This window comes from Nocardia sp. NPDC049707, from assembly GCF_040674855.1.
Classification (GTDB): domain Bacteria; phylum Actinomycetota; class Actinomycetes; order Mycobacteriales; family Mycobacteriaceae; genus Nocardia.
Genome location: NZ_JBFANN010000016.1, coordinates 18,939 through 41,563 on the forward strand (window position 1 = coordinate 18,939; position 22,625 = coordinate 41,563).

The window sequence follows — 22,625 nt, forward strand, 5'->3', positions numbered from 1 at the left end:
CCAAGGCCGATTGCGCAGACATATTCGATTCCGGCACGGCGTTCGACCTCACAGCACTCTCGGTTCGGCGGACGACGGCGCATCGGTCCGTTCGGCATGCAACAGTCGCGGATCCGCGCCCGGCAGCACTGCCAAGACGACATCGTCACCGGATGCGGTCAGCACATCGATCAGGCCGCCCTCGACCAGCAGTTCATCGGTATCGGCTGGGGTATCGATGACGACGACCAGCACCGGCCGGGCTTCGACCGAACGCACCGCTGCGGCCTCCGTCGATCCCGCATCATCCACTGCCCCCTCGCCGACCTCCGCACCTTCGTTCAGTGCCTGCAGTTCCGAGTGCGCATCATCGATCCAGTGCGCGTTGTAGAGATACCGCGGTTCCACTTCACCGGGTTCGGGCGCGATGAACCGAAATCCGCGCCGCAACGGATAACCCGGCTCATCCAGCACATACGCGGGCGAGCGAGTCGTCGTCTGAAATCGCGTCGGAATCCCCGCATCGGCGAGCTCGGCCGCCAACCGCAACGGCAGGTACATCAACTCCTCGTGCCCGAGCACAATCGCGGGCCGACCAGCGAAACCATCGGCGAGACGAACCCGCAATGCCGCCACGGCCCGCGCGAGCGCCGCCTCGAACGCGACGGTATCGGACCGCAGAATCCCGTGCCGACCGCCCTCGGGCACCGAGGCGGGCCACGGCAACTCGACGCGATCGAACGAACCGCGCTGCGCCGCAGTGGGATTCAATTCGGGATCGGGCATCGATGACACCGTCTCGACCAGATCCTCGGGCAGCGAAGTACGCCCGGACGCCAGACACACCGTATCGATCCGCGCACCCAACTCCTCGGCCGCCGCCTCGAACCGTGCCCGATCACCCTCGGTCCGCATATCCACCAGCGAAGCCAGCACATAATGCGAACGCGGCGAGAACGCGTGCAGTGCCCGCACCGCATCGATCGCCGTATCACCGGTGGAGATCTCGTCGTCGACAAGCACCAGCGGCAGATCGTTGACGAAGATATCCGCGGGCGCAGGCTGCAGCAGATGCGAGGTGGCGTGCGAATGCCCCTCCTCGAAGCCGGTCAGGGTAGTCGCATCGGGCACCTCGCGACGGGTCGAATGCAGATAGCATCCGGCTCCGATCCGGGCCGCCACACAGTGCCCCAAACCCGTTGCGGTCTCGGCGAATCCGAGCACCACGGCCTCGCGATCGCCCAGCACGTCACGCACCAGATCGCCCAGTCGATTGCCCGCACCGAGAACCACCCGCGGATCGGTCGGCAGATGTTTTCCGAGCACCGTCGAAACCAACAGGTGCGCACGGCGTGGATTACGCCGCAATCCGGGCTGAATCAAGGTGTCGATCGGCAATTCAGCGGGCAGCACATCAACCGATCCGCCACCGTGCGACCGCTCGTGCCGCAACTCGAAACCCAAATTCGTTGTCGCCCAGGGATCGATTCTCATTCAGTCACCAACGCCGTCAACAGATCCACGAACGAAACACCCTTCTTCGCGACACCGAAAACCCTGGCCCGCAGCAGGATCTGCCGTGCCCAACTGCGATGCGGCCGCATCTCGTTCATCTTGTTCCGATATCCGGACGCCGCCACCCCGCCGACATCGACCTGCAGAATGTCCAGCGCATCCGAATACTCCTCGTGGGTCACCACCGATAGCGCATGCACGGCCGCCACATGTGACGGATGGATGACCGTCTTGCCCTGGATCCCATTGGCCCGGTCCAGTGTGATCTCACGTAGTAGACCGTCCAAATCGCGACTGACCAGATAGCGCCGGAACGGCACCGCATCGGACTCCTCGAACGGCGCGGTCCGCAGCAACGGCCGGAACATCCGCTCGTGATCGGCGAAGTATTCCCAGACCGGTCCGGTGATCACGAAACCCGTACCGTCCGAACGCCCCAGGTAGTTCACGATATCGGCGATGACATCCGCGACCACCCGCACGTCGTAGATGGTCAGATCCCGGTCCCGCCGAATGCCGAAGGTCGAGCACATATCTGTCGCACCGATGCGCACCGCGAGTATCCGATCCCGATGCTCGGCCAAAAGCGTCGCGATCCGGGTCAGCTCCTGATCCCGGGTCTGGCGATGCACCAGCGCGGGCGATTCGAGGACGGGCATGCCGTAGACCGGCCTGCTGAGCCGCTCAGCGGCCACCGCGAGCGCCGCGAGATATTTCGGGCCGCTCGCACTGTCGAATTTCGGAAACACGAAACCGGTCAGTACCGCCGCCCCGGCGCCGAGCTGTTCGACGATTTCGGTCACGGTATCCGCATCGCGGACCCGGACGAATAGCAGCGGATTCGGATCCTCGCTCTCGGCAAGCAGATTCAGCGTCACGATGGTCTGGTGTTTGGCCCATTCCACCTCGTGATCGGCGACCGCATCCTCGAGATCGATGACCATCGAACACACGCCACGTGCGGCGCGCTTACTTATCGTCGAGGCGAGATCATGACGAGTCGCGGGCGCATACAGCGTGGCGCCGAGCGCGATCGCCAGAATTTCCCGGTCGGCCTCATCGCCGAACGGTTCCGGTTGTCGGTGGAACAGGTGCCGCGCTTCCGGGCCATGCAACTGGCGAAAATGGCGCAGTGGCAATTGCTTTCGCAGAGAGACCTGTTGCTGGACGATGATGCCCGCGGTCATCGCTTCGCTGTCCTCATCCCTAATGGCGGTGGCCGCATAAACCCTGGCCTCATTCTCGTCGTGGTCCTGCTTGTTTTCTCATTCGATCCACTACCCCGCCAACGAATTCCGCGACGGTATCCAATTCGGCCACGTAGGCCCAGTAGTCGGGGTGCCGTCCCGACAGGTTTTCGGTGATTCGGTCGATCCGGTCCACCTGCGCATCGAGCACAGATCCCCATTCGCCGACGAGCCCGCGGCTCACCGCGAGCATTTGTGCGTCCCGCAGCCGAAATCGTACGGCCTTGGCCCTCTCTTGCGGATTCTCACGGACCTCGCGCAGCAATGTCAGCCGTTTGGTGACAGCGTCGATCAACTGTTCGGCCTCGGTGAGGTACCCCCGTGCGGATGTGGTCAGATCAAGCGCAGACTCCGGATTGTTTTCGGCCGCCGCCACACGCGCCCGCACGAGGGCGGCGTCCGCGGCCTCGATGGCCCGTTGACTTTCCTGCCCATTGTTAGCCAGATCCGCCGAACTCGCAGCATTGAACTCCCGGAGCAACTCCGAGTAGGCCGGTGCCAGCCGTTCGTCACGGGTGTGCACCGCGGCCAATCTGGTGCCAACCGAGGTGATCGCGTTGGCCGCCGCCGCGGCCCGAGATGGCGCCTGCGCCAAGGCTTCTGCCAACGCTTTCGTCGCCGATTCCAAGCGGTTGGCGGCCTCCCGGATCTGCGCGGCGGGCACTTCGGAACCAAGCGCCTCCAGTGTGAGCAGCGACTCATCCACCGCCGCCGCGTGCTGGCGCACCGAGGGGTAGCCAGCGTATTCGGATTCGGCGGCCTGCCCGCGCACGCCCGCCGCCACGATCTTCACTTGCTGCGCGAACTGCGGCACCGTGCCGAGCACGGCGACGGCTTGTTCGAGCTGGGACTGATTACCGTGATAGAACTCATCGACGGCACGGGCCGCGTCGGCCAACTGCCGCGCCAGCGGATCCACCCGCGCCGGCCCCTGCGGCATCGCCGTGTCGTCGCGCTCGGCGTTATCCATTTCCTCGGTGAACGTCAGATATGCGCCCGCGGCGTCATAGCACCTGCTGCGCACGGGTTCCCATTTCGCGCCCATCCGTCGCTCCGGAAACACCTGTTCACTGGCGTGCACCGCCGCCTCGGCGACGCTCTGCCGCCGATCCATATCCAGGAACGCGGCCGCCACCGTCGACCGAGCCTGTGCAATCCATTCATTGTGCCCGGACGACCGGAACCATCCATGCCTACGGCCTGCCACGCCCCGATGTTAGGCGGTGCACCCGCCTCGGCTCGGCGCAAGCGAGCGAGATGTTCCGGTTCGCCGAGGGATACATCACTTCCTACGCAAGATTGCCGAAAGCCACTACTGTCGTAGGACGTACCCGGCGATTCGGACAGTGCTGGGAAACACAGACGTCTAATGAAAGGGAACCCCGCATGGGTGTCAGTTTGTCCAAGGGCGGCAATGTCTCGCTGACGAAGGCGGCGCCGAACCTTACCGCTGTCTCCGTCGGGCTCGGGTGGGATATTCGTACGACCACCGGCACCGACTTCGATCTCGATGCCAGTGCGATCGCGACCGGTGCGGACAAGAAGGTCGTGTCCGACAAGCACTTCATCTTCTTCAACAACCTCAAGTCGCCGGAAGGCAGCATCGAGCACACCGGTGACAACCTGACCGGTGAGGGTGAAGGCGACGACGAGGTGATCAAGGTCGATCTGGCCAACACGCCGCCGACGATCGAGAGCATCTTCTTCCCGGTGTCGATCTACGACGCGGACACCCGGCAGCAGTCCTTCGGCCAGGTGCGCAACGCCTACATCCGCGTTGTCGACCAGGCCAACGGCACCGAGCTGGCCCGCTACGACCTGTCCGAGGACGCCTCGACCGAGACGGCCATGGTCTTCGGCGAGCTGTACCGCAACGGCGCCGAGTGGAAGTTCCGCGCCATCGGGCAGGGCTACGCCTCGGGTCTGGCGGGGATCGCCCGTGACTACGGTGTGAACGTCTAAAACGTACTGCTTATTACAGGGGGCTCGGCGACGGGAGCCCCCTGTACACCTTGTCCGCGGAACGATTCGCCCCGCCGCTCCGTTGGACAATCGACGGTTCCGTGCCGACGCTGGAACCATCAATTCGTCCGCGGGTTGATCCCGCCCTCGGGTACATCGGAAATGGCGCGCTCGGACAGATATTCGACCGCCGCACGGAAAGGGTCTCCGCGTGGTCTTGCGCATATTCGGCATGTCCATCGTTGTCACGGTGGTATCGCTCATCGTGGCATTCCTGTACGGCGGGCCGACGGCGCTGGCGCTGGCCGCCATCCTGGGTGTCCTCGAGGTTTCGCTGTCGTTCGACAATGCGGTGATCAACGCCACTGTGCTCGAGCGCATGAACGAGTTCTGGCAGCGGATCTTCCTTACCATCGGCGTGATCATCGCCGTATTCGGCATGCGGTTGGTCTTCCCGTTGGCGATCGTCTGGGTCACCGCGGGCCTGAACCCGGTGAAGGCGTTCGATCTGGCGCTGAATCCGCCCGCCGATGACGCGCTGGTCTTCCCGGACGGCAGCCCCAGCTACGAGAAGCTGCTCACCGACGCGCATCCGCAGATCGCCGCGTTCGGTGGCATGTTCCTGCTGTTGCTGTTCCTGAACTTCATCTTCGAGGAACGCGAAATCACCTGGCTGTCTTGGGTAGAGAAGCCGCTCGCCCGACTCGGCAAGCTGGACATGCTCTCGGTGGTCGTCGCCGCCATCGGCCTGGTGCTCACCGCGGAACTCATCGCGAGCGACGAAGACCGCGCCACCGTCCTGGTCGCCGGTCTGCTCGGCATGATCACCTATATCGTGGTGGACGGGCTCGGTTCGCTGTTCCACACCGAGGAGTTCGAGGAATCCGCGGACGGCGGGCCGTCCCAGCTGGTCAAGGCCGCGGGCAAGGCGGCGTTCTTCCTGTTCCTGTACCTCGAAGTGCTGGACGCGTCCTTCTCCTTCGACGGTGTCATCGGCGCCTTCGCCATCACCTCCGACCCGATCATCATCGCGCTCGGCCTCGGTCTGATCGGCGCCATGTTCGTCCGTTCGATCACCGTGTACCTGGTGCGCAAGGGCACGCTGTCGGAGTACGTATATCTGGAGCACGGCGCGCACTGGGCGATCGGCGCGCTGGCGGTCATCCTGTTCGTCTCGATCGGCGTGCACATCAACGATCTCTTCACCGGTCTCGTGGGCGTTGCGTTCATCGGCGCTGCGTTCATTACCAGCATCATTCGGAATCGGGGCGAGGACACCCCCGAAGTGGAGACCGAGCGAGAGGTCACCCCGGTAGCCTGAATTCCGGCGCGTAGCCGAAGAACCAGCAGCGGCCGATCTTTTCGAGCGACTCGCAATCAGTCGCTAGCGGCGGCCTACAGCCGCTGCCGCTTCTCTTTTCCCGAGGGGGATGGCGATGTCGAACGAAACTCCGGGCGTGAGCCGGTCCACGGTGACCTTGTCGAAGGCCACGCCGAGCATCACCCTCACCAAACCCGGTGATCAGCAAGGCACCATGCGGGTCAACCTGAACTGGTCCAGTGGCCCGAAGGGCTTCTTCCGCCGCGCCAAGGCGGTCGATCTGGACCTGGGCTGCCTGTACGAATTGTCCAGTGGCGCCAAGGGTGTGGTGCAGGCCATCGGCAATAACTTCGGCTCGCTGCAATCCGAACCGTTCATCCTGCTCGACGGTGACGATCGCAGCGGCGCGTCGGCCGGCGGCGAGAATATGCAGATCAATCTCGCTCGGCCCGAGGTGTTCCGGCGGATTCTGATCTTCGCCTACATCTACGACGGCGTGCCGAACTGGGCCGCGGCCGGCGGGGTGGCGACGCTGTACCCCACCTCCGGTCCGCAGATCGAAGTCCGGCTGGACTCCCCGGTGGACGGTGCACGGTCGTGTGCGATCGCGCTGCTACAGAATCAGGGCCCGGGCATCACCGTGCATCGCGAAGTGAACTACATCCATGGTGCGCAGAGCGCGATCGACGAGGCGTACAACTGGGGCATGACATGGCACGGCGCCAGGAAGTAATTCAGCGCACGGGCACCGGCTGGCGCTGCTCGACCACGGGCGCCTGACGACGCGATGCGAACACCATGCCGAGCAGTCCGACGCCGAGTCCGGCGGGGCGATGGGCCGCAGCGTCGATGAACAGCCAGGCCAGCACGGCCGTGACCGCGGGCGTCGCGAAGAACAACGGCCCGACTCACGTTGCCTCCCAACGCTTCAGCATCGCCTTCAGCAGCAGGAATTCAACCATCGAATTGATCAGCACCATCCAGGTCAGCGACTGGCGTGAATCGCGTCGCATCTCGGATATGCAATTGATCAGTGCTCCAGGCCAATACGCCAGCGACCGGTGCGCTGACGGCCATGTGCTGGTGGCGGCACGCGAATCGACCTGCGGAACAAAGCGTTTCTGGTAGATCGTGCCGACGCTGGGGCCAAGCAAACCCGACCACACACACAGCAGCGGGCCGACCAGTGACATGCTCGGTTGGTCGAGTACGGCCACGGTGGAATTCGGTACTAGGCCACCGGGACGAGGCTGCCGGGTTCGAACCGCGGTATCGGCGGCGGTTCCGGTCGGAATCCGCGCGGCACCGCACGCACGAACAGGAAGAAGAACACCACCAGCAAGGCGGCACGTCCCCAGACGCCGAACTGCACGATGTTCTCCATCGAATCGACCGAATTGCCGGATCCGATCGAATAGAAATACCGGAATACGCCGATCCCGATCGCGGCATCGGCGATCAGATACGCGCCGATCGCCGCCCACGGCACCTCGAGCAAAACCATGAACGGCACCAACCACAGCGTGTACTGCGGCGAATGCACCTTGTGGAACAGCAGGAATCCGCACAGCATCGCGCCGCTGACCCCGATCCACGGGAAGGTACCGGTCATCGTGAATCGCTTCCAGCCCAACCACATTGCCAGCGCGAAGGAGGTAAGCACCAGCGCCGGCGAGGCGATCGAAACCGTCTGCTGAAATGCGTTCTCGCCATGGGCATCCTGCGCGAAGAGCTGCCGAAGTCCCCAGTACCAAATGGAATTCGTGGTGATATCGGCCTGACGCAATTGCTGGAAGGTGATCGATGCGCGCCAGCCGTCGTAACCGGCAAGTGCGAACGGCAGATTCACCACGACCACCGTGCCTATGGCCGCACCGGCGGTCAGCAAGGCACCGCGCACATCGAACCGCGTCGGCGTCCGATCGTACTTATCGTGCGGACCGCCGGTGAGCACGTAGGCCAGCAATGGCAGTACGAAAATGCCCGGATACAGCTTGAGGCAGAAACCGACAGCGAGCAGTACGGCGGCCAGAATTCCCCTGGTACGCAATGAATATCGGGGCAGCGCGGTCACCACGTACACCGCGGCGACCGCCATGCAGACCACAGGTAACTCCCAGTTGTGGAATGCGTAGAGCACCAGCGGCGGTCCCGCCGCCCACAGCAGCGCCGCCCGCCCGGCCAGCCGGACCAGCAGCAACGCGGTCAACAAGGCGAACGGCGCCAGCAGCAGTGCCGAATGCAGTAGGAATTCCGCGTCGTTATCGGCGCCGACCGCGCCGAGCCACATCAGCAGGCCGTTGAGCACGGGATATTCGACCGCGCCACCGGTCAGCGTGCCGTCATCGGTAATGCCGCCGTCGAGGTATGGAAAGACGTGCTGATCGATGTCGCGCCCGAGCCACAGGAATTGGATATCGGAATAGCAGACATCCGAATCCTTGATCACATCGAAGATCGCACTGCGACCGTTCTCGGCGAACGGCGCACCCGCACACCGCGCCTTGTTCGCATACGCGAGCGCCAACGTGAACCCGCACAGCAACACCACCACCGCGGCCAGCGTTGTTGTGCGTTGCACGCGGCCCGCGATCACGTCGCCGGCGGCCGGTCGGGTCGACATGACGTCAAGACTAGGTGGCGGAGGCAGACCGCGCCCACGGCTCCCCCGCCTCCCCGAGCCTTTTGCCGGTCGTAACAGCCTCGATAGTCGCGTCGCGGGCCGGCCGGTCAGTCGTTGGGTCGAGTGCTGGACGTACCCGGTGAGCTACCCATGTGCATGCGAAATCAGATGTTGCGAAGGTAATCGTGGGGAGCTTTCGCTGCTCAACGGGCGTTCATGTAGCCTTGTCGGGTTGCTGACGCAACGACCCTCCTGCCACGGACCGTCCGTGGCCGTTTCCTAGTCCACAGGAGGTGATTGGTCCGTGCGTCATTACGAAGTGATGGTCATCCTCGATCCGAGCCTGGACGAGCGCACTGTTGGTCCGTCGCTGGACAACATGCTGAGCGTCGTCAAGACCGATGGCGGCAAGGTCGACAAGGTCGATATCTGGGGCCGCCGCCGGCTCGCCTACGAGATCGCCAAGCAAGCCGAAGGCATCTACGCCGTGGTCGATCTGACCGCCGAGCCCGCCACCGTGAGCGAGCTCGACCGCCAGCTGGGTCTCAACGAGTCGGTGCTGCGCACCAAGGTTCTGCGCCACGGCAAGTGACCCTCGTTTGCGTCGGTGCCTGTCTCTAGGCTCTAACGCAACAGCGAGTGCACTGCGGACTGCATACCGAGCAGGAGGAACCACATGGCAGGCGACACGGTCATCACCGTCATCGGAAATTTGACGGCTGATCCCGAACTTCGATTCACGCCCGCGGGCGCTGCGGTGGCGAATTTTACCGTCGCATCGACTCCCCGCGTGTTCGACCGTAATTCGAATGAATGGAAAGACGGCGAAGCGCTTTTCCTGCGCTGCAATATCTGGCGTGAAGCTGCGGAGAATGTCGCCGAAAGCCTGACCCGAGGCGCTCGGGTGATCGTGAGCGGACGACTGAAGCAGCGCTCCTACGAAACCCGCGAGGGTGAGAAGCGCACGGTCGTCGAGCTCGAGGTCGACGAGGTCGGTCCCTCGCTGCGCTACGCCACCGCAAAGGTCGCCAAGGCCAGCCGCGGCGGCGGGGGCGGCGGCTTCGGTTCCGGTGGCGGCGGTGGCAACTTCGCTCCGACCGGCGGTGGCGGCGGCAGCCGTTCCGGCGCCGACGACGACCCGTGGGGCAGCGCACCCGCGGCGGGCTCCTTCGGGGGCAGCCGCGTAGACGACGAACCGCCGTTCTGAGAACGGCTCACATCGGCCTGAATCTGTTCTCGCAGCGACTGCTTGCCGGTCGCTCGAAACGATCAGCCCATCATTGATTACGGAGTAACCATGCCTAAAGCGCCCGCGCGCGAAAAGGTGCTGAAGAAGAAGGCTTGCACCTTCTGCAAGGAAGCCAAGTCCGGCACCGTCAATATCGATTACAAGGACACCGCCCTGCTGCGGAAGTACGTCAGTGATCGCGGCAAGATCCGCGCTCGCCGGGTCACCGGCAACTGCGTGCAGCACCAGCGCGACGTCGCCGTTGCCGTGAAGAACTCGCGTGAGGTGGCCCTGCTGCCCTACGTGTCGACGGCTCGCTGAGAAGGGAGACATCGCAATGAAGTTGATTCTTACTGCTGATGTGGACAACCTCGGTGCCCCCGGTGACACCGTGGAGGTCAAGGACGGCTACGGCCGCAACTACCTGTTGCCCCGCGGCTTGGCGATCGTCGCCACCCGTGGCGCGCAGAAGCAGGTCGAGGGCATCCGTCGGGCACAGGACGCGCGCAAGGTGCGCGACCTGGATCACGCCAATGAGCTGAAGCAGGCCATCGAGGGCCTGGAGTCGGTTTCGCTGTCGGTCAAGACCGCGGGCACCGGCAAGCTGTTCGGCTCGGTCACCCAGTCCGACGTCGCCGCCGCCATCAAGTCGGCCGGTGGGCCGATCGTCGACAAGCGCAGCATCGATCTGCCGAAGTCGCACATCAAGACGGTTGGCAAGCACAACGTCGTGGTGCACCTGCACCCCGATGTGGTCGCGAAGTTCGACCTGCAGGTCGCCGCGAACTGAGGTCCTTCGAAGGCCACTCTTGCGCTTCGGCACAAGGGTGGCCTTCGACCGTGCGGCATCGATCCAGTGTGGTCGCGGCCTAGGTGAACTATGCCCCGCACCGAAATAGCCCAAAGTTTGCGCAATGGCCGGAACGGTGATCCGGACCATTCTCGGCAGCTCGCTGCTATCGGCTCTACCACCGGTTATTCAGCTTGTGGATCGCCGCGAAAACCAACCAGACGCAATGTGATCTACGCCATATCTGCCGAACGTGCTGTTCACCCCCAACACGCCCGGCTGTTCAACTAAACCGACACGCCGACGCTTCATTCATCCACACGTGGATAGATCAAGAAATCGATATTTATCAGCGTGTTTGAGCAGCGCGACCTGGGTTTTCCCCAAGTTGTACACAGGGGGTGCACAACATCAGGTAAACAGTCCCCAACTTATCCACAGGTGTGTACACAGTGTGGTTTGGCGACTGCCCGTTCGGTCGCCTAGGTTCGTCGCAGCATCATGCACGCACCACCCGGAACGGCATGATTCGGCACCAGTCGCGGCGGTTTGCTGGAACCGCAGGTGAGCCCGCCGGCGAGGTCTCTCGACCGCGGTGCGCTGCCGAATGTGTCGTAGCCCGGGAGTACAACGAGTGATCAATCGGGTCGGCGGGTAGGCGTTTTCGAGCGGCCTGCAAGTGGCGAGAGAGGACGGTCGAGTCTGGTGACCACCACCGATGACCGCGGGCACACGGACTACCCGCCCGAACCGCCCGGGGAGGACTTCGGCAGGCAACCCCCGCACGATATGGCGGCCGAGCAGTCCGTGCTGGGCGGCATGCTGCTGAGCAAGGACGCGATCGCCGATGTCGTCGAAGTGCTGCGCCCCGGCGATTTCTACCGCCCGGCCCACCAAGCGGTCTACGACACGATCCTCGATCTCTACGGCCGCGGCGAACCCGCCGACCCGGTCACCGTCGCCGCGGGTCTGGACCGCCGTGGCGAACTCAAGCGCATCGGCGGCCCGCCGTATCTGGTCACCCTCACCCAGACCGTCCCCACCGCCGCCAACGCCGGGTACTACGCCGAAATCGTTGCCGAGAAGGCGATTCTGCGCCGCCTCGTCGAGGCAGGCACCCGCATCGTCCAATACGGCTACGCGGGCGCGGACGGCCAGGACATCGCCGAGGTCGTCGACCGCGCCCAGGCCGAGGTCTACGAGGTCACCGAACGCCGCACCACCGAAGACTTCCTCCCACTCGAGGAACTCCTGCAGCCGACGATGGACGAAATCGACTCCATTGCCTCCCGCGGCGGCATCTCCCTCGGCGTCCCCACCGGCTTCACCGAACTCGACGAACTCACCAACGGCCTGCACCCCGGCCAAATGATCATCGTCGCGGCTCGACCTGGCGTCGGGAAGGCCCTGGCCCTCGACACCCCCCTGCCCACCCCCACCGGCTGGACCACCATGGGTGAGGTTCGCGTAGGCGACGAGCTCCTCGACGCCCAAGGCCACCCCACTCGCGTCTTGGCCGCCACCGAAGTCATGACCGACCGGCCCTGCTACGAGGTCGAATTCTCCGACGGCACCGTGATCGTCGCCGACGAGCAGCACCAATGGCTCACAGAAACTCGAGCGTCGCGGCGGTCGGCGCAGCAGGCCGCCACCGGCCGCAACCGCTACCGCAATCAGCGCACGTTCGCAGCTATACGAACAACAGCTGACATTGCGAACACGCTGCGCTGCGACACCGCAGATCGTCGGCTCAACCATTCGGTGACCAATACACAGCCGCTGCGGCTCCCCGCACGCGACTTGTTGGTACCGCCATACACACTCGGTGCATGGCTCGGTGATGGCACCTCGGCGACCGCCCAGATCACGTCGGCGGACCCGGAGATCATCGCCTGCATCGAAGCCGAAGGCATCGTCGCGGTTCCGTCCCGCTCCGCACACCTGCGCTACTGTCTGCAGTTACCCACCGACGCTCCGATCGATCCTCGCGAATGCGTTGTCTGTGGGAAGGAATTCGTCCCACAGACCAGCGAAGTTCGTACCTGCGGCAGATCCTGCGGCGGAAAAGCGCGTTCTTACTCCGCACCGGTCGCGGCGCCCACGTGCTCGCGGTGTGGCGGGCCGTCCATCGGGCTGCGCCTGTGCCAGGGGTGCCGCAACAGCGTGGGCAGTGTGCAAGCTCGACTCCGGACCATCGGAGTCCTCGGCAACAAGCACATTCCTACTGACTACCTGCGTTCATCCGAAGCCCAACGTCGCGCGCTCCTCGCTGGTTTGCTGGACACAGATGGCACTGTCACACATGGTGGTTCGGTCCAGTTCTGCGTGACCAGCGAAAGTCTGCTCCGCGATGTACGAGAGCTGGTCGTCAGCCTCGGATACCGCTGCGGTGTTTCGACCAAACGCGTCGGTGGCCGAACCGAGGATTCGTCGATCGCGTACACGTTGACATTCTCGACCGACGAGGAAGTATTCGGCCTCTACCGAAAGGCATTGCTGCACAAGGAACGACGCGCCGGCCGCAATACCGCGCCATCCGGTTCCCGGTACATCGTCGACATCCGCAGGATCGACAGTGTGCCGGTCCGCTGCGTGGAAGTCGACAACATCGACCACCTCTATTTGGCCGGACGTTCGATGATTCCGACCCATAATTCCACGCTCGGTATGGATTTCATGCGAAGCTGCTCGATCAAGCACGGCTTGGCGAGCGTAATCTTCTCGCTGGAAATGAGTCGCACGGAAATCGTGATGCGCCTGCTTTCCGCTGAGGCGAAGATCAAGCTGGGCGACATGCGTTCGGGGCGCATGAGCGACGACGACTGGACGAAACTGGCTCGCCGAATGAGCGAGATCAGCGAGGCACCCTTGTTCGTCGACGACTCGCCGAACCTGACCATGATGGAGATTCGCGCGAAGGCGCGGCGGCTCAAGCAGCGCCACGATCTGAAACTCGTTGTGGTGGACTACCTCCAGCTGATGACCTCGGGTAAAAAGGTCGAATCCCGGCAGCAGGAAGTCTCGGATTTCTCGCGAAATTTGAAGCTGCTCGCCAAGGAACTCGAAGTTCCGGTGATCGCGATCAGTCAGCTGAACCGTGGTCCGGAACAGCGAACAGATAAGCGTCCGATGGTGTCCGACCTTCGTGAGTCCGGTTGCATGCCTGCCTCGACTCGAATTCTGCGTGCCGACACCGGCGGTGAGACCACTCTTGGGGAGTTGCTGGCCAGCGGTGCGCAGCCGCTCGTCTGGTCGCTGGACGAACGGATGCGGATGGTGGCGCGTCCGATGGTGAAGGTGTTTCCGAGCGGTCGCAAGGAAGTGTTCCGTCTGCGACTCGCCTCCGGGCGTCAAGTCGACGCAACCGGCAACCACCCGTTCCTGACCGTCGACGGCTGGATCGCGCTGGAGAAGTTGGCCATCGGCGATCGCATCGCGACTCCGCGTCGGGTACCGGAGCCGGTGCACACAACCCGGATGGCGGACGCCGAAGTAGTCCTGTTGGCACACATGATCGGCGACGGCTCCTGCGTGAAACGGCAGCCGATCCGCTATGCCAGCATCGATGAGGAGAACCTCACCGCGGTCACTGAAGCCGCAACGCACTTCGGGGTCACCGCGGTTCGTGATGAGTATGCCGCGGCCCGCGTAACAACACTGCGACTGCGTGCTCCGGGCCGGCTGACTCATGGCAAGCGCAATCCCATCGCCGCATGGCTGGACGAACTCGGCCTGTTCGGCTTGCGCAGCTACGAGAAGTTCGTCCCCCAGCAGGTATTCGCGCTCCCCAACGATCAGATCGCACTTTTCGTGCGCCACCTGTGGGCCACCGACGGCTCGGTTCGCTGGGACGCGAAGGGGCGCCAGGCCCGCGTGTACTACGCATCGACCAGTCGGCGCCTCATCGATGACCTGGCCCAACTCCTGCTGCGCCTGGGTGTGCACGGACGCATCAAAAGGGTTCCCAAGACGGGCTACCGCGACTGCTGGCATTTGACCGTCGATGGTGCGGACAACCAAACCATCTTCTTGCGTGATACCGGCGTCCACGGCGCCCGAGGACATGCCGCGGAATCAGCACTGACCGAACTGGAACCGATAGCGCGTAACACGAATGTCGACACGGTCCCCAAAGAGGTCTGGACCAAGGTCCGCGACCTGCTGTCTGCAAAGGACATGTCCCACCGCGAATTCTCTGCCGCAATGGGCTCACGTTTCTGCGGCTCCACTATGTGGAAGCACTCTCCCAGCCGCTCCCGCCTGGCCCGAGTCGCCGCCATCCTCGACGACGCCGACATCGAGATGCTCGCAACGAACGACGTCTTCTGGGATAGAATCATCGAAATCACCAGCCTCGGTGAGCAAGATGTCTACGACGGCACAGTTCCTGGGACACATAATTTTGTGGCACAAGGCATTTCGGCGCACAATTCCCTGGAACAAGATGCCGATATGGTGATTCTTTTACATCGCCCCGACGCATTCGAGCGCGATGATCCGCGTGGTGGTGAGGCCGATTTGATTGTCGGCAAACACCGTAATGGCCCAACCGCGACTATTACTGTCGCGCACCAGCTGCATCTGTCTCGTTTTGTCGATATGGCCCGTGGTTGACCTCGGATATCGGGTGTCTTGAAGAAATGTTCGGCCCCAGTGGTCAGGCTTCGCGTGAGAGTGCCTGCTTCGTGGTAGGCCATGCGACATCGTCGACCGCGAGCCACGGCGCGTCTACCACGGCCGTTGGCGTCATCCCCCGTTTCAGCGCGCCCAGTCCGGGGTCCAGACGTCGTCGCTGGATGTCGTCTCGTATCTTGCCCGGAGGTAGTCGAGGAAGTTTGCGAGGACGGGGTGCGGATTGTCTGCTCGCCAGATCACCGAGAGCGGGTAGACCGGGGTGGGGTCGACGACAGGGATTCGGCGCAGGTCGTAGCTTTCCGGCCAGAGGTATCGGGAGCCTTCGCAGACGAAGGTGGCGAGTTGGGTCGAGTCCGCGAGTTCGGCCAGCAGTGCTTCGATGCCGAACATCGGCCCTATCGTGTCGATGGTGAGTCCGAACGCGGTCGCCAGATCGTGGTAGTAGCCGATCGGTTCGGCGTCGGACATGCCGGGCATCCAGATGGGGTGATCGGTGAGTTCGGCCAATGTCACGGTCTTGGCGTTCGCCAATGGGTGTCGTGGGCCGACCAGCAGTTCGTGCCGGTCGTCGATCACTCGCGCGGACCGCAGTCCGTCCGGAACCTTGTGGCCGCGTAGGGATCTGAAGGTGGCATCGACAGTGCCGGCACTGATTTCGGCCAGCGCCGATTCCGCGTCGGCGTTGGTCAGGGCGATGACATCGAGCTCGATATCGGGGTGCTGCTGGTAGAAGGCGTAAAGGACACCGGCGGGTGCGATCCTGCGGCTCACGACATCGATCCGCAGGGCCCTGCGTCCCGGTGTCACGGCCGCTGTGGCGCGTTCGGCGGCACGGAGAAGTTCACGGGCATGCGGCAGTAATGCTTGCCCGTCGACGGTGAGCCGCACCCCCCTGGCGATCCGCGCGAAAAGCTGAACGCCGAGTTCACGCTCCAGCGTGGCCACTCGTTTGGACGCGGCCTGCTGGGTGATTCTCAGATCGTCGGCTGCTGCTTGGAACTGGCCGGTCTCGGCAACCGCAACGAAGGTAAGAACCACATCGAGATCCACGCGCGTAAATCTACTACCACAACGAAAAGTTGTGACACTCCGTGTGATTCGTTGTTGGCGCCGGCGCCCGTCAACCGGCTTCAATCTCCCGGACAACAGTCGGAATGTGAAGCGGGTGCTGAATATGTGGCGGAGAGCGAACCTGGGTCGAGCGTTCGGGTGGTTGTGGGCCGCCTATGCGGTCAGCGCTTACGGGACCGGTCTCGGGTTCGGAGCGTTTTCGGTTGTTGCTATCACCGTCTTGAACGCTAGTTCGGCGGAAGTCGCGGCCTTGTCGGCATCCGGGCTCGCGATCGGCGCGCTGCTGGCGGTCCCGCTCGGGCCATGGATGGAGTTTCGCACCAAGCGACCGGTCATGATCGCAACGGACCTGATCCGCTTCGCAGCGATGGCATCCATACCGCTCGCCTACTGCCTGGGTGCGTTGTCGTTCGCACAACTGTTGGTGGTTGCCATCGTCACCGCGGCGGCGAAGATCGCGTTCACCGCGGCCAGTGGCGCATACCTGAAGACCATCGTCCCCGCCGACGGACTTTTGGTGGCCACCAGTCGTTTCGAGTCCACCACGTGGTCGGCTACGGTCATCGGACCGCCGGTGGGGGGCGCCGCCATCGGACTGTTGGGGCCGGTAACCACCGTTGTCGTCGATGCGGTGAGCTACCTCCTCTCGGCGCTCGGCATCGCCGCGATCAGGGAAGCCGAGCAGCCCCCGCAGCCGAGGACGGCCCCAACGCGTCGGTGGAGCGACATCGCAGAGGGCTGGCGCTACATCCTCACCAATCACACGCTGCGTCGGTTCTTCGTCAACACCATGCTGGTCAACGGGCTGATCATGGCCGCGGAGCCGCTGTTGTCGGTACTGATGCTCGCCCATTTGGGGTTCCCGGTCTGGGAGTACGGGCTGGCATTCGCCGTTCCGTGTATCGGTGGTCTGATCGGGTCACGACTGGCGCGTCGCGTCGCCGCCCGCTTCGGCGAATCGACGGTGCTGCGGGTCTTCGGCACGCTGCGTGCCTGCTGGCCCCTTGGACTGGCGTTCGTCCAGCCAGGCCCGATCGGGCTGGTGACCGTGATGATCACCGAGTTCGGGCTGATCATCTGCGCGAGCATCTTCAGCCCTGTCCTCGTCACGTACCGGTTGAACAACACCGCTGCCGATCGCCAAGCCCGGGTCCTCGCCGCGTGGTCTATCACCACCAGCATCAGCATCGCGGCGATCACCGTGCTGTGGGGTCTGCTCGCACAGCTCACCAGCCCGCGGGCGGCTATCGCGCTGGCTGGGGTGCTGCTGCTCGGCACGCCGTTCCTGCTGCCGCGGCATGTCGCGACGCCTGAATCGACCGGCCTGATTCCGTCGAATGAAGAGCCGGTTCGCTCCGGCGACGTGTAGGCGTTCATCAGGCTGTCCGAGCAGCGCCTTCTCGATGAGGTGAACCTGGGCGTGACCGTGCGACATCGGGTCACCAGCTCGGACACACAAAATCTATAGACCGGTCTATTATGGCATCCATGGTTAGGTCCAAGGGTGCTCAGACGAGTGGGCAGTTGGTGGAATCAATGCTCGAGTTGATCCAGGCGCGGGGGTATAGCGGTACGGGGGTGAACACCGTCGTAGCGCATGCGGGGGCGCCGAAGGGGTCGTTGTACTTCCACTTTCCGGAGGGGAAGGAGCAGCTCGGGGAGCAGGCGATCGAGTTGGCAACCGATCGGTTTCGGACCTTGCTGAACGAGACGGCGCAGCCGGGGGCGTCCCCAGGGGAGGCGATTCGGCGGGTTGTGGAGGTGCTGGCCGGATTGGTCGCGGACAGCGATTTTCAGCTCGGCTGCCCGGTTTCGGTGGTCACGCTGGAGATGGGCGCGCACAGCGAGCGACTGCGTGCCGCGTGTGCGGCGGCGTTCGAATCGTGGATCGCGCCGGTGCGTGAATACCTGGTAGCGGCAGGGCATTCGGAAGCAGCGGCGCGCACGTTGGCGACAGCGACGGTCAGCGCGGTCGAGGGTGCAGTGATTGTGGCGCGCGCCAAACGCGATGTGGAACCGTTGCACAGCACGGCACAGCTGCTGGCTGCCCTGCTCGACCAGCCAGGGACGGTGCAGTGATGGCCGCACGGCATGCGCTCGTATTCGGAGCCACCGGCTTTGTCGGACGCAATCTGATTCTCACCTTGGACCAGGCCGGCGTCCAGGTCACCGCCGCGGTCCGCAGCCGCGAATCGTTCACGCGACTGGCGACCTGGCTGACCGACCACGGATGCCGGACGGCTCCGACGATGCTGATTGTCGACTTCGACGCCGACACCCTGGTTCCGGGCGCGGAGTCGGCGTGGGCGGATATCACCGAGGTCTACAACTGTGCCGGCGCTTACCGATTCGGTATGACGACCGACGAGGCGCGGCACGGCAATGTCGACAGCGTCCGCTCGGTGGTGTCCTTCGCCGCGCGGCTGCCGCAGCTGTCCCGGCTTGTCTATGTCTCCGGCTACCGAGTCGGCGGCCAGGACCCGACCACGGTTCCGTGGAGCCCGGAGCGGGTGGCACGAACCCATCGCCGTCTCGGCGCCTACGAGGCGTCGAAGGTGGAGGGTGATGCGGTATTCCAGGCCGCCGCCGAGGAACTCGGCGTGCCGTGGTCGATCGTCAACCCGCCCACGGTCATCGGGCCGAGCGGCACCGGTGAATCCGATCAGCAACTGGGCCTGGCGGCGAGTGTGAAAGAGATTTGGCAGGGCACTGTTGCGGCACTTCCGGGCAACTCTCGCACTTTTGTGCCGGTGATCCCGGTCGACTATCTGACCCGCTTCATGACCCTGCTCCCCACCGATCCCGCCACGGCCGGTGCGGCGTACTGGGTGCTCGACGACGCTACGCCCGCACTGCCGACCCTGCTGTCGACAGTCGGTCGCCACTATCGAGTGCCCGTGCCGCGCATACGCATCCCGGTCACGCTGGTGCGGTGCCTTCCGCCGTGGTTGACGAAGGCCGATCCAGAGACCCTGACGTTCCTGTCCACCGACCGGTATCCCACGGACTCGGCGCACGAATTGGCCCGCAGGCATGGCCTCGACCTGCCCGACACCACCCGTACGATCCTGCGCTGGGCCGACCATCTCGCCGCGCACCGGTTCGGTAGTGCGCCAACCGATAGTGCCGCACGGACTTTCGACGAATACGCCGGTGTCCGAACGTTCCGGATCGGCGAGCCCGACGCGCCCACCGTGCTGCTGCCCGGCTTGCCGGTCAATGCCGACACCTGGGCTCCGGTCGCGGCGCACATCGGCCATGCCCAGGTTCTGGACCTGCCCGGGCTCGGGATGTCCGCGGACGGTCGCGGTGACTGGCACGCATGGCTCGAGGCACTGCTCGAACGAACACCCGGGGCACACCTGGTCGGGCACTCCATCGGCGCCGCCGCGGCGGTCGAGGCGGCGGCCGCGCATCCGGACAAGGTCGGATCGATCACGCTGGTCGCCCCGTTCTTTCTCCAGCCGAGTGCCGGGATTTCGGCACGGGCCACCAACCTGACCCGGTGGTATCTGCGTCGACTGAGCCCGAATGCCCTGTCCGACAAGCTCACCGGCTCGCCCGACCACGCGGCGATGCTGCAATCGAGCGTCCAAGATCTGCGTCGCGCGCACGTCGCGGCCAACGTCGCCGCACTATTCGCCGCAACGACGAACGCACGCTGGCGCCGCGAACTCGCCACCAAGCTCGCGCAACATCCCGGACCGGTCCACGTGATCACCGGAAGCGCGGACCCGCTCACTCCGGCCCTGCTCGAATCACTCTCGCCCCGAACCGAATTCAGCACGATCGCTGGAGCCGCCCACCACCCGCAACTGACACACCCGGTTGAATTGGCGAATACGATCGCCGGAGCCGTACCGAGCCGTTTCACGCGATAAGCGATCAGAACCTGTCCGGAAGTTGCGAACCCAGGACAGAATCAGGCCGGTCGTGGCGGGGGAAGAATTGGCGGCCCAGATAGGCGACAATGGTCGCCGGATTCGATAGCGCCTGGCAGATTTCCGTGGCGACGAACTGAACCCGGTGAAAACAATAGCCGCCGTGGGCATGAAAGGTCTTCCCCCTGGACGGGAAATCCGCAGCGGCTCGCCGCGCAGCAGCGATATCGGCCTCGATCTGGCCGCCGAGCTGCGGGTTGAGCAGTCAACCGGCCGGGCGCGCCCACCGTGTGAGCGGATCGGCGCTGACGGCATAGAACCACCACAGCGACCATGCCGTTGAATAGCGTAATTCAATCGAGCGTGCCGTTGAATAGTGATATATAACTCGGCCGGATCGTAACCATTTGTGTAACGATCCGACGCTCGAGCCCGACGTCATTCAAGACGCATGGCCTGTCGGGAGGCCTTGTCCGTCCACTTGTCGGTTTTTGGATTGGGGAACGGGACATGGCTCTTCGGGAGTTCTTCGCGCGCCATCGAATGGCTTCGGCCGTCGTCGCGCCCGCGGCATTGGGGGTGGCGGCGCTTGTCGCCACGTCCGTGGCACTGACATCGACGCACGAAACCGTCGATACGCGCCTGCGGGCGTCCGTCACGGAGTGTCACGACATGGTGACCATATCGGTCGCCGGCCGTCGGGATACGCCGGACGCCGCGACCACGAAGATGCTGGTCGATGCCAATGGCAACGCATTGCCCGCGGCGCTGTCCGGTGATCACAGCAGCCAATGGGTCGATCCGGTGGTCAACGCACCGGCCAACGCTGTCGATCCCGGCTCGTATGCCGCCGTCTACATCGCGTATCCGGCGAATATGGACACCTACGAGGATGCCGTCAATACAGGTGTCGCGAATACCGAACAGGTGATGCGGGAAATCGCACAGGCCTGCCCGGACACCAAGTTCTCGATCGTCGGCTACAGCGAGGGCGCCGACGTCGTGCGCCGCGTCGCCAAGACGATCGGCCATCAGGCCGCGGATAAGGATGGTGGCTACGGCATCGTCGATCCGGCCGATGTCGTCGGTGTCGTCATCCTCGCCGACGCCGGACGTTCGGCGGGCGATGGTCCGTTCCCAGGCGCGAAGGATCCGTACAGCAATCCCGACGGTTTCGACCAGAGGTATCAGAACGGTAGGAATACCGCGTCGGGCCAGGGCGCACTGCCCGGTACCAGCGGCGACTTCGGTGCGCTGAACGGCAAGATCGCGTCGTTCTGCTCCGACGGCGATCTCACGTGCTCGGCACCACAGAACATTTCACTGCTGCAGCTGGCGGTGAATGTGGGCAGGCAGTTGAATGTCGACGCACTCGAACGCGACGGGCTCACCCCGGCGACCGGACAGGATGTCGCCGTTGTCCTCGGCCGAATCGCGATGACCGCATTCGCGGATATCCAGTCGCAGCCGAACTGGATGCAGAGCGATGAAACGTTTCTTCAAGTGCTGCTGAGGGTTTCGGATCCGGAATACAAGCCGGGGCAGACGCCGAAGACTCCGGCCAAGGCGGAATCGATCTCGACCAACGAGATGTCGCCGCTGGCCTATCTGCCGCAGAAGGTGTTCAACGAGATCGTCGGTCTGATCGTGACGAACCAGAACACCATCCCGGTGATCATGAGCGATCCCTACCAGCTCACGCTCGGCCCCAATGCGACCGGTCACCACTTCGACTACTGGCGCGACGCCAACCCGGACAACGGTAAGCCGCTGACATCGGCCGAGTACGCGGCCGCCTGGCTCACCCATCTGGCGAAGCAGGCGCAGGCGGGGCAACCGGTCGACAAGACCGCCAAGCCGGAGTCGGCCGATCTCGCCGCCGCCTACCAGGCAGCGACCTCGACGACCAAGACCACCGAACCGAGCAAGACCACCGCACCGACGACCACCAAGGCGGCCCCCGCGAAGACGGACGTCAAGAGCCAGCCGACGACCACGGCACCGACCACAACCACGGCACCGCCGACGACCACGACTACGACGCCGCCGACGACCACCTCGGCAGTGACGACACCATCGACTTCGACGATCACGACGACTCAGGCACCGAAGCCGACCACCACCGACCCCACCACCACCGACCCCACCACCACCGAACCCACCACCACGACAACGCAATCCACGACCCCGACCACCAGTCACCCCTGACCGACCAGGAGCGCGGGTCCGCACGGCTGCCGCCGTCGCGGGCCTGCACCGACTTCCCTTATCGGACAGCGCCATCACAGATCGGCCGAGGTTGGCAATGCCGAAGTCGTTGCGCATGCCTTCCACCTGCGCGAGCACGTCCGACAATGCCGGGCGGCGGGCGTT

Annotated in this window: 19 protein-coding genes; 12 read left to right on the forward strand and 7 right to left on the reverse strand. The window is 64.2% G+C overall.

The annotated features are described in order from the left end of the window. Nucleotides 1–48: 48 nt before the first annotated feature. The 3 genes from AB0J29_RS16535 to AB0J29_RS16545 are packed head-to-tail and all read right to left on the reverse strand — an operon-like array spanning nt 49 to nt 3,855. Nucleotides 49–1,473 (reverse strand): phosphoribosyltransferase family protein, encoded by a 1,425-nt coding sequence (locus AB0J29_RS16535; RefSeq protein ID WP_364785970.1) that lies wholly within the window; start codon nt 1,471–1,473, stop codon nt 49–51. After that, nucleotides 1,470–2,681: an HpcH/HpaI aldolase/citrate lyase family protein gene (locus tag AB0J29_RS16540; protein WP_364785973.1), complete on the reverse strand. Its 1,212-nt coding sequence runs from the start codon at nt 2,679–2,681 to the stop codon at nt 1,470–1,472. The genes AB0J29_RS16535 and AB0J29_RS16540 overlap by 4 nt, the downstream gene beginning before the upstream one ends. Nucleotides 2,682–2,730: 49 nt before the next feature. Next, on the reverse strand, nt 2,731–3,855 hold the full coding sequence (locus AB0J29_RS16545) for a hypothetical protein (protein ID WP_364786247.1): 1,125 nt from the start codon (nt 3,853–3,855) through the stop codon (nt 2,731–2,733). A 272-nt stretch (nt 3,856–4,127) separates the two neighbouring features. On the opposite strand from AB0J29_RS16545, the gene AB0J29_RS16550 reads away from it, so the two are divergent. The 3 genes from AB0J29_RS16550 (at nt 4,128) to AB0J29_RS16560 (ending at nt 6,757) form a co-directional block, all read left to right on the forward strand. Beyond that, entirely contained in the window at nt 4,128–4,703 is a 576-nt protein-coding gene (locus AB0J29_RS16550) for a TerD family protein (RefSeq protein ID WP_364785976.1), read from the forward strand. Between the two features lie 211 nt (nt 4,704–4,914). Next, on the forward strand, nt 4,915–6,024 hold the full coding sequence (locus AB0J29_RS16555; RefSeq protein WP_364785979.1) for a DUF475 domain-containing protein: 1,110 nt from the start codon (nt 4,915–4,917) through the stop codon (nt 6,022–6,024). 109 nt (nt 6,025–6,133) lie between these two features. Then, nucleotides 6,134–6,757: a Tellurium resistance gene (locus tag AB0J29_RS16560; RefSeq protein WP_364785982.1), complete on the forward strand. Its 624-nt coding sequence runs from the start codon at nt 6,134–6,136 to the stop codon at nt 6,755–6,757. A gap of 1 nt (nt 6,758) precedes the next feature. Here the strand turns inward: AB0J29_RS16560 and AB0J29_RS16565 are convergent, their stop codons facing one another. Genes AB0J29_RS16565 through AB0J29_RS16575 form a run of 3 tightly spaced genes read right to left on the reverse strand, consistent with a single transcriptional unit; the run spans nt 6,759 to nt 8,647 of the window. Further along, complete coding sequence (locus tag AB0J29_RS16565) at nt 6,759–6,923, reverse strand: hypothetical protein (RefSeq protein ID WP_364785985.1); 165 nt, start codon at nt 6,921–6,923, stop codon at nt 6,759–6,761. 9 nt (nt 6,924–6,932) lie between these two features. After that, nucleotides 6,933–7,217, reverse strand: a complete 285-nt coding sequence (locus tag AB0J29_RS16570; RefSeq protein WP_364785988.1) for a hypothetical protein — start codon at nt 7,215–7,217, stop codon at nt 6,933–6,935. A gap of 38 nt (nt 7,218–7,255) precedes the next feature. Further along, nucleotides 7,256–8,647, reverse strand: a complete 1,392-nt coding sequence (locus AB0J29_RS16575; RefSeq protein ID WP_364785991.1) for a hypothetical protein — start codon at nt 8,645–8,647, stop codon at nt 7,256–7,258. A gap of 304 nt (nt 8,648–8,951) precedes the next feature. On the opposite strand from AB0J29_RS16575, the gene rpsF reads away from it, so the two are divergent. From rpsF to AB0J29_RS16600, 5 genes are all read left to right on the forward strand, one after another. Further along, the gene (gene rpsF, locus AB0J29_RS16580) at nt 8,952–9,239 is read left to right on the forward strand and encodes a 30S ribosomal protein S6 (RefSeq protein ID WP_040697500.1); all 288 of its coding nucleotides are present in this window, start codon (nt 8,952–8,954) and stop codon (nt 9,237–9,239) included. 84 nt (nt 9,240–9,323) lie between these two features. Beyond that, the gene (locus AB0J29_RS16585) at nt 9,324–9,854 is read left to right on the forward strand and encodes a single-stranded DNA-binding protein (protein ID WP_364785994.1); all 531 of its coding nucleotides are present in this window, start codon (nt 9,324–9,326) and stop codon (nt 9,852–9,854) included. A 90-nt stretch (nt 9,855–9,944) separates the two neighbouring features. Beyond that, nucleotides 9,945–10,196 carry a 30S ribosomal protein S18 gene (gene rpsR, locus AB0J29_RS16590; RefSeq protein ID WP_040697505.1) on the forward strand — a complete coding sequence of 84 codons (252 nt, stop codon included), beginning with the start codon at nt 9,945–9,947 and terminating at the stop codon, nt 10,194–10,196. A 16-nt stretch (nt 10,197–10,212) separates the two neighbouring features. Further along, nucleotides 10,213–10,665, forward strand: a complete 453-nt coding sequence (rplI, locus tag AB0J29_RS16595) for a 50S ribosomal protein L9 (protein WP_364785997.1) — start codon at nt 10,213–10,215, stop codon at nt 10,663–10,665. A 705-nt stretch (nt 10,666–11,370) separates the two neighbouring features. Then, on the forward strand, nt 11,371–15,279 hold the full coding sequence (locus tag AB0J29_RS16600; RefSeq protein WP_364786000.1) for a replicative DNA helicase: 3,909 nt from the start codon (nt 11,371–11,373) through the stop codon (nt 15,277–15,279). Nucleotides 15,280–15,423: 144 nt separating this feature from the next. Here AB0J29_RS16600 and AB0J29_RS16605 read toward each other — a convergent pair whose 3' ends face one another. Further along, nucleotides 15,424–16,350: a LysR family transcriptional regulator gene (locus tag AB0J29_RS16605; RefSeq protein ID WP_364786003.1), complete on the reverse strand. Its 927-nt coding sequence runs from the start codon at nt 16,348–16,350 to the stop codon at nt 15,424–15,426. A gap of 124 nt (nt 16,351–16,474) precedes the next feature. Here AB0J29_RS16605 and AB0J29_RS16610 point away from each other — a divergent pair, with 124 nt between their 5' ends. The 4 genes from AB0J29_RS16610 to AB0J29_RS16625 all read left to right on the forward strand — a co-directional run bounded on the left by AB0J29_RS16610 (nt 16,475) and on the right by AB0J29_RS16625 (nt 22,460). Then, nucleotides 16,475–17,740, forward strand: a complete 1,266-nt coding sequence (locus tag AB0J29_RS16610) for an MFS transporter (RefSeq protein ID WP_364786250.1) — start codon at nt 16,475–16,477, stop codon at nt 17,738–17,740. A 119-nt stretch (nt 17,741–17,859) separates the two neighbouring features. Then, complete coding sequence (locus AB0J29_RS16615) at nt 17,860–18,450, forward strand: TetR/AcrR family transcriptional regulator (RefSeq protein ID WP_364786006.1); 591 nt, start codon at nt 17,860–17,862, stop codon at nt 18,448–18,450. Next, nucleotides 18,450–20,252, forward strand: a complete 1,803-nt coding sequence (locus AB0J29_RS16620) for an alpha/beta fold hydrolase (RefSeq protein ID WP_364786009.1) — start codon at nt 18,450–18,452, stop codon at nt 20,250–20,252. The genes AB0J29_RS16615 and AB0J29_RS16620 overlap by 1 nt, the downstream gene beginning before the upstream one ends. A gap of 510 nt (nt 20,253–20,762) precedes the next feature. Then, nucleotides 20,763–22,460 (forward strand): cutinase family protein, encoded by a 1,698-nt coding sequence (locus tag AB0J29_RS16625; protein WP_364786012.1) that lies wholly within the window; start codon nt 20,763–20,765, stop codon nt 22,458–22,460. Nucleotides 22,461–22,625: the final 165 nt, after the last annotated feature.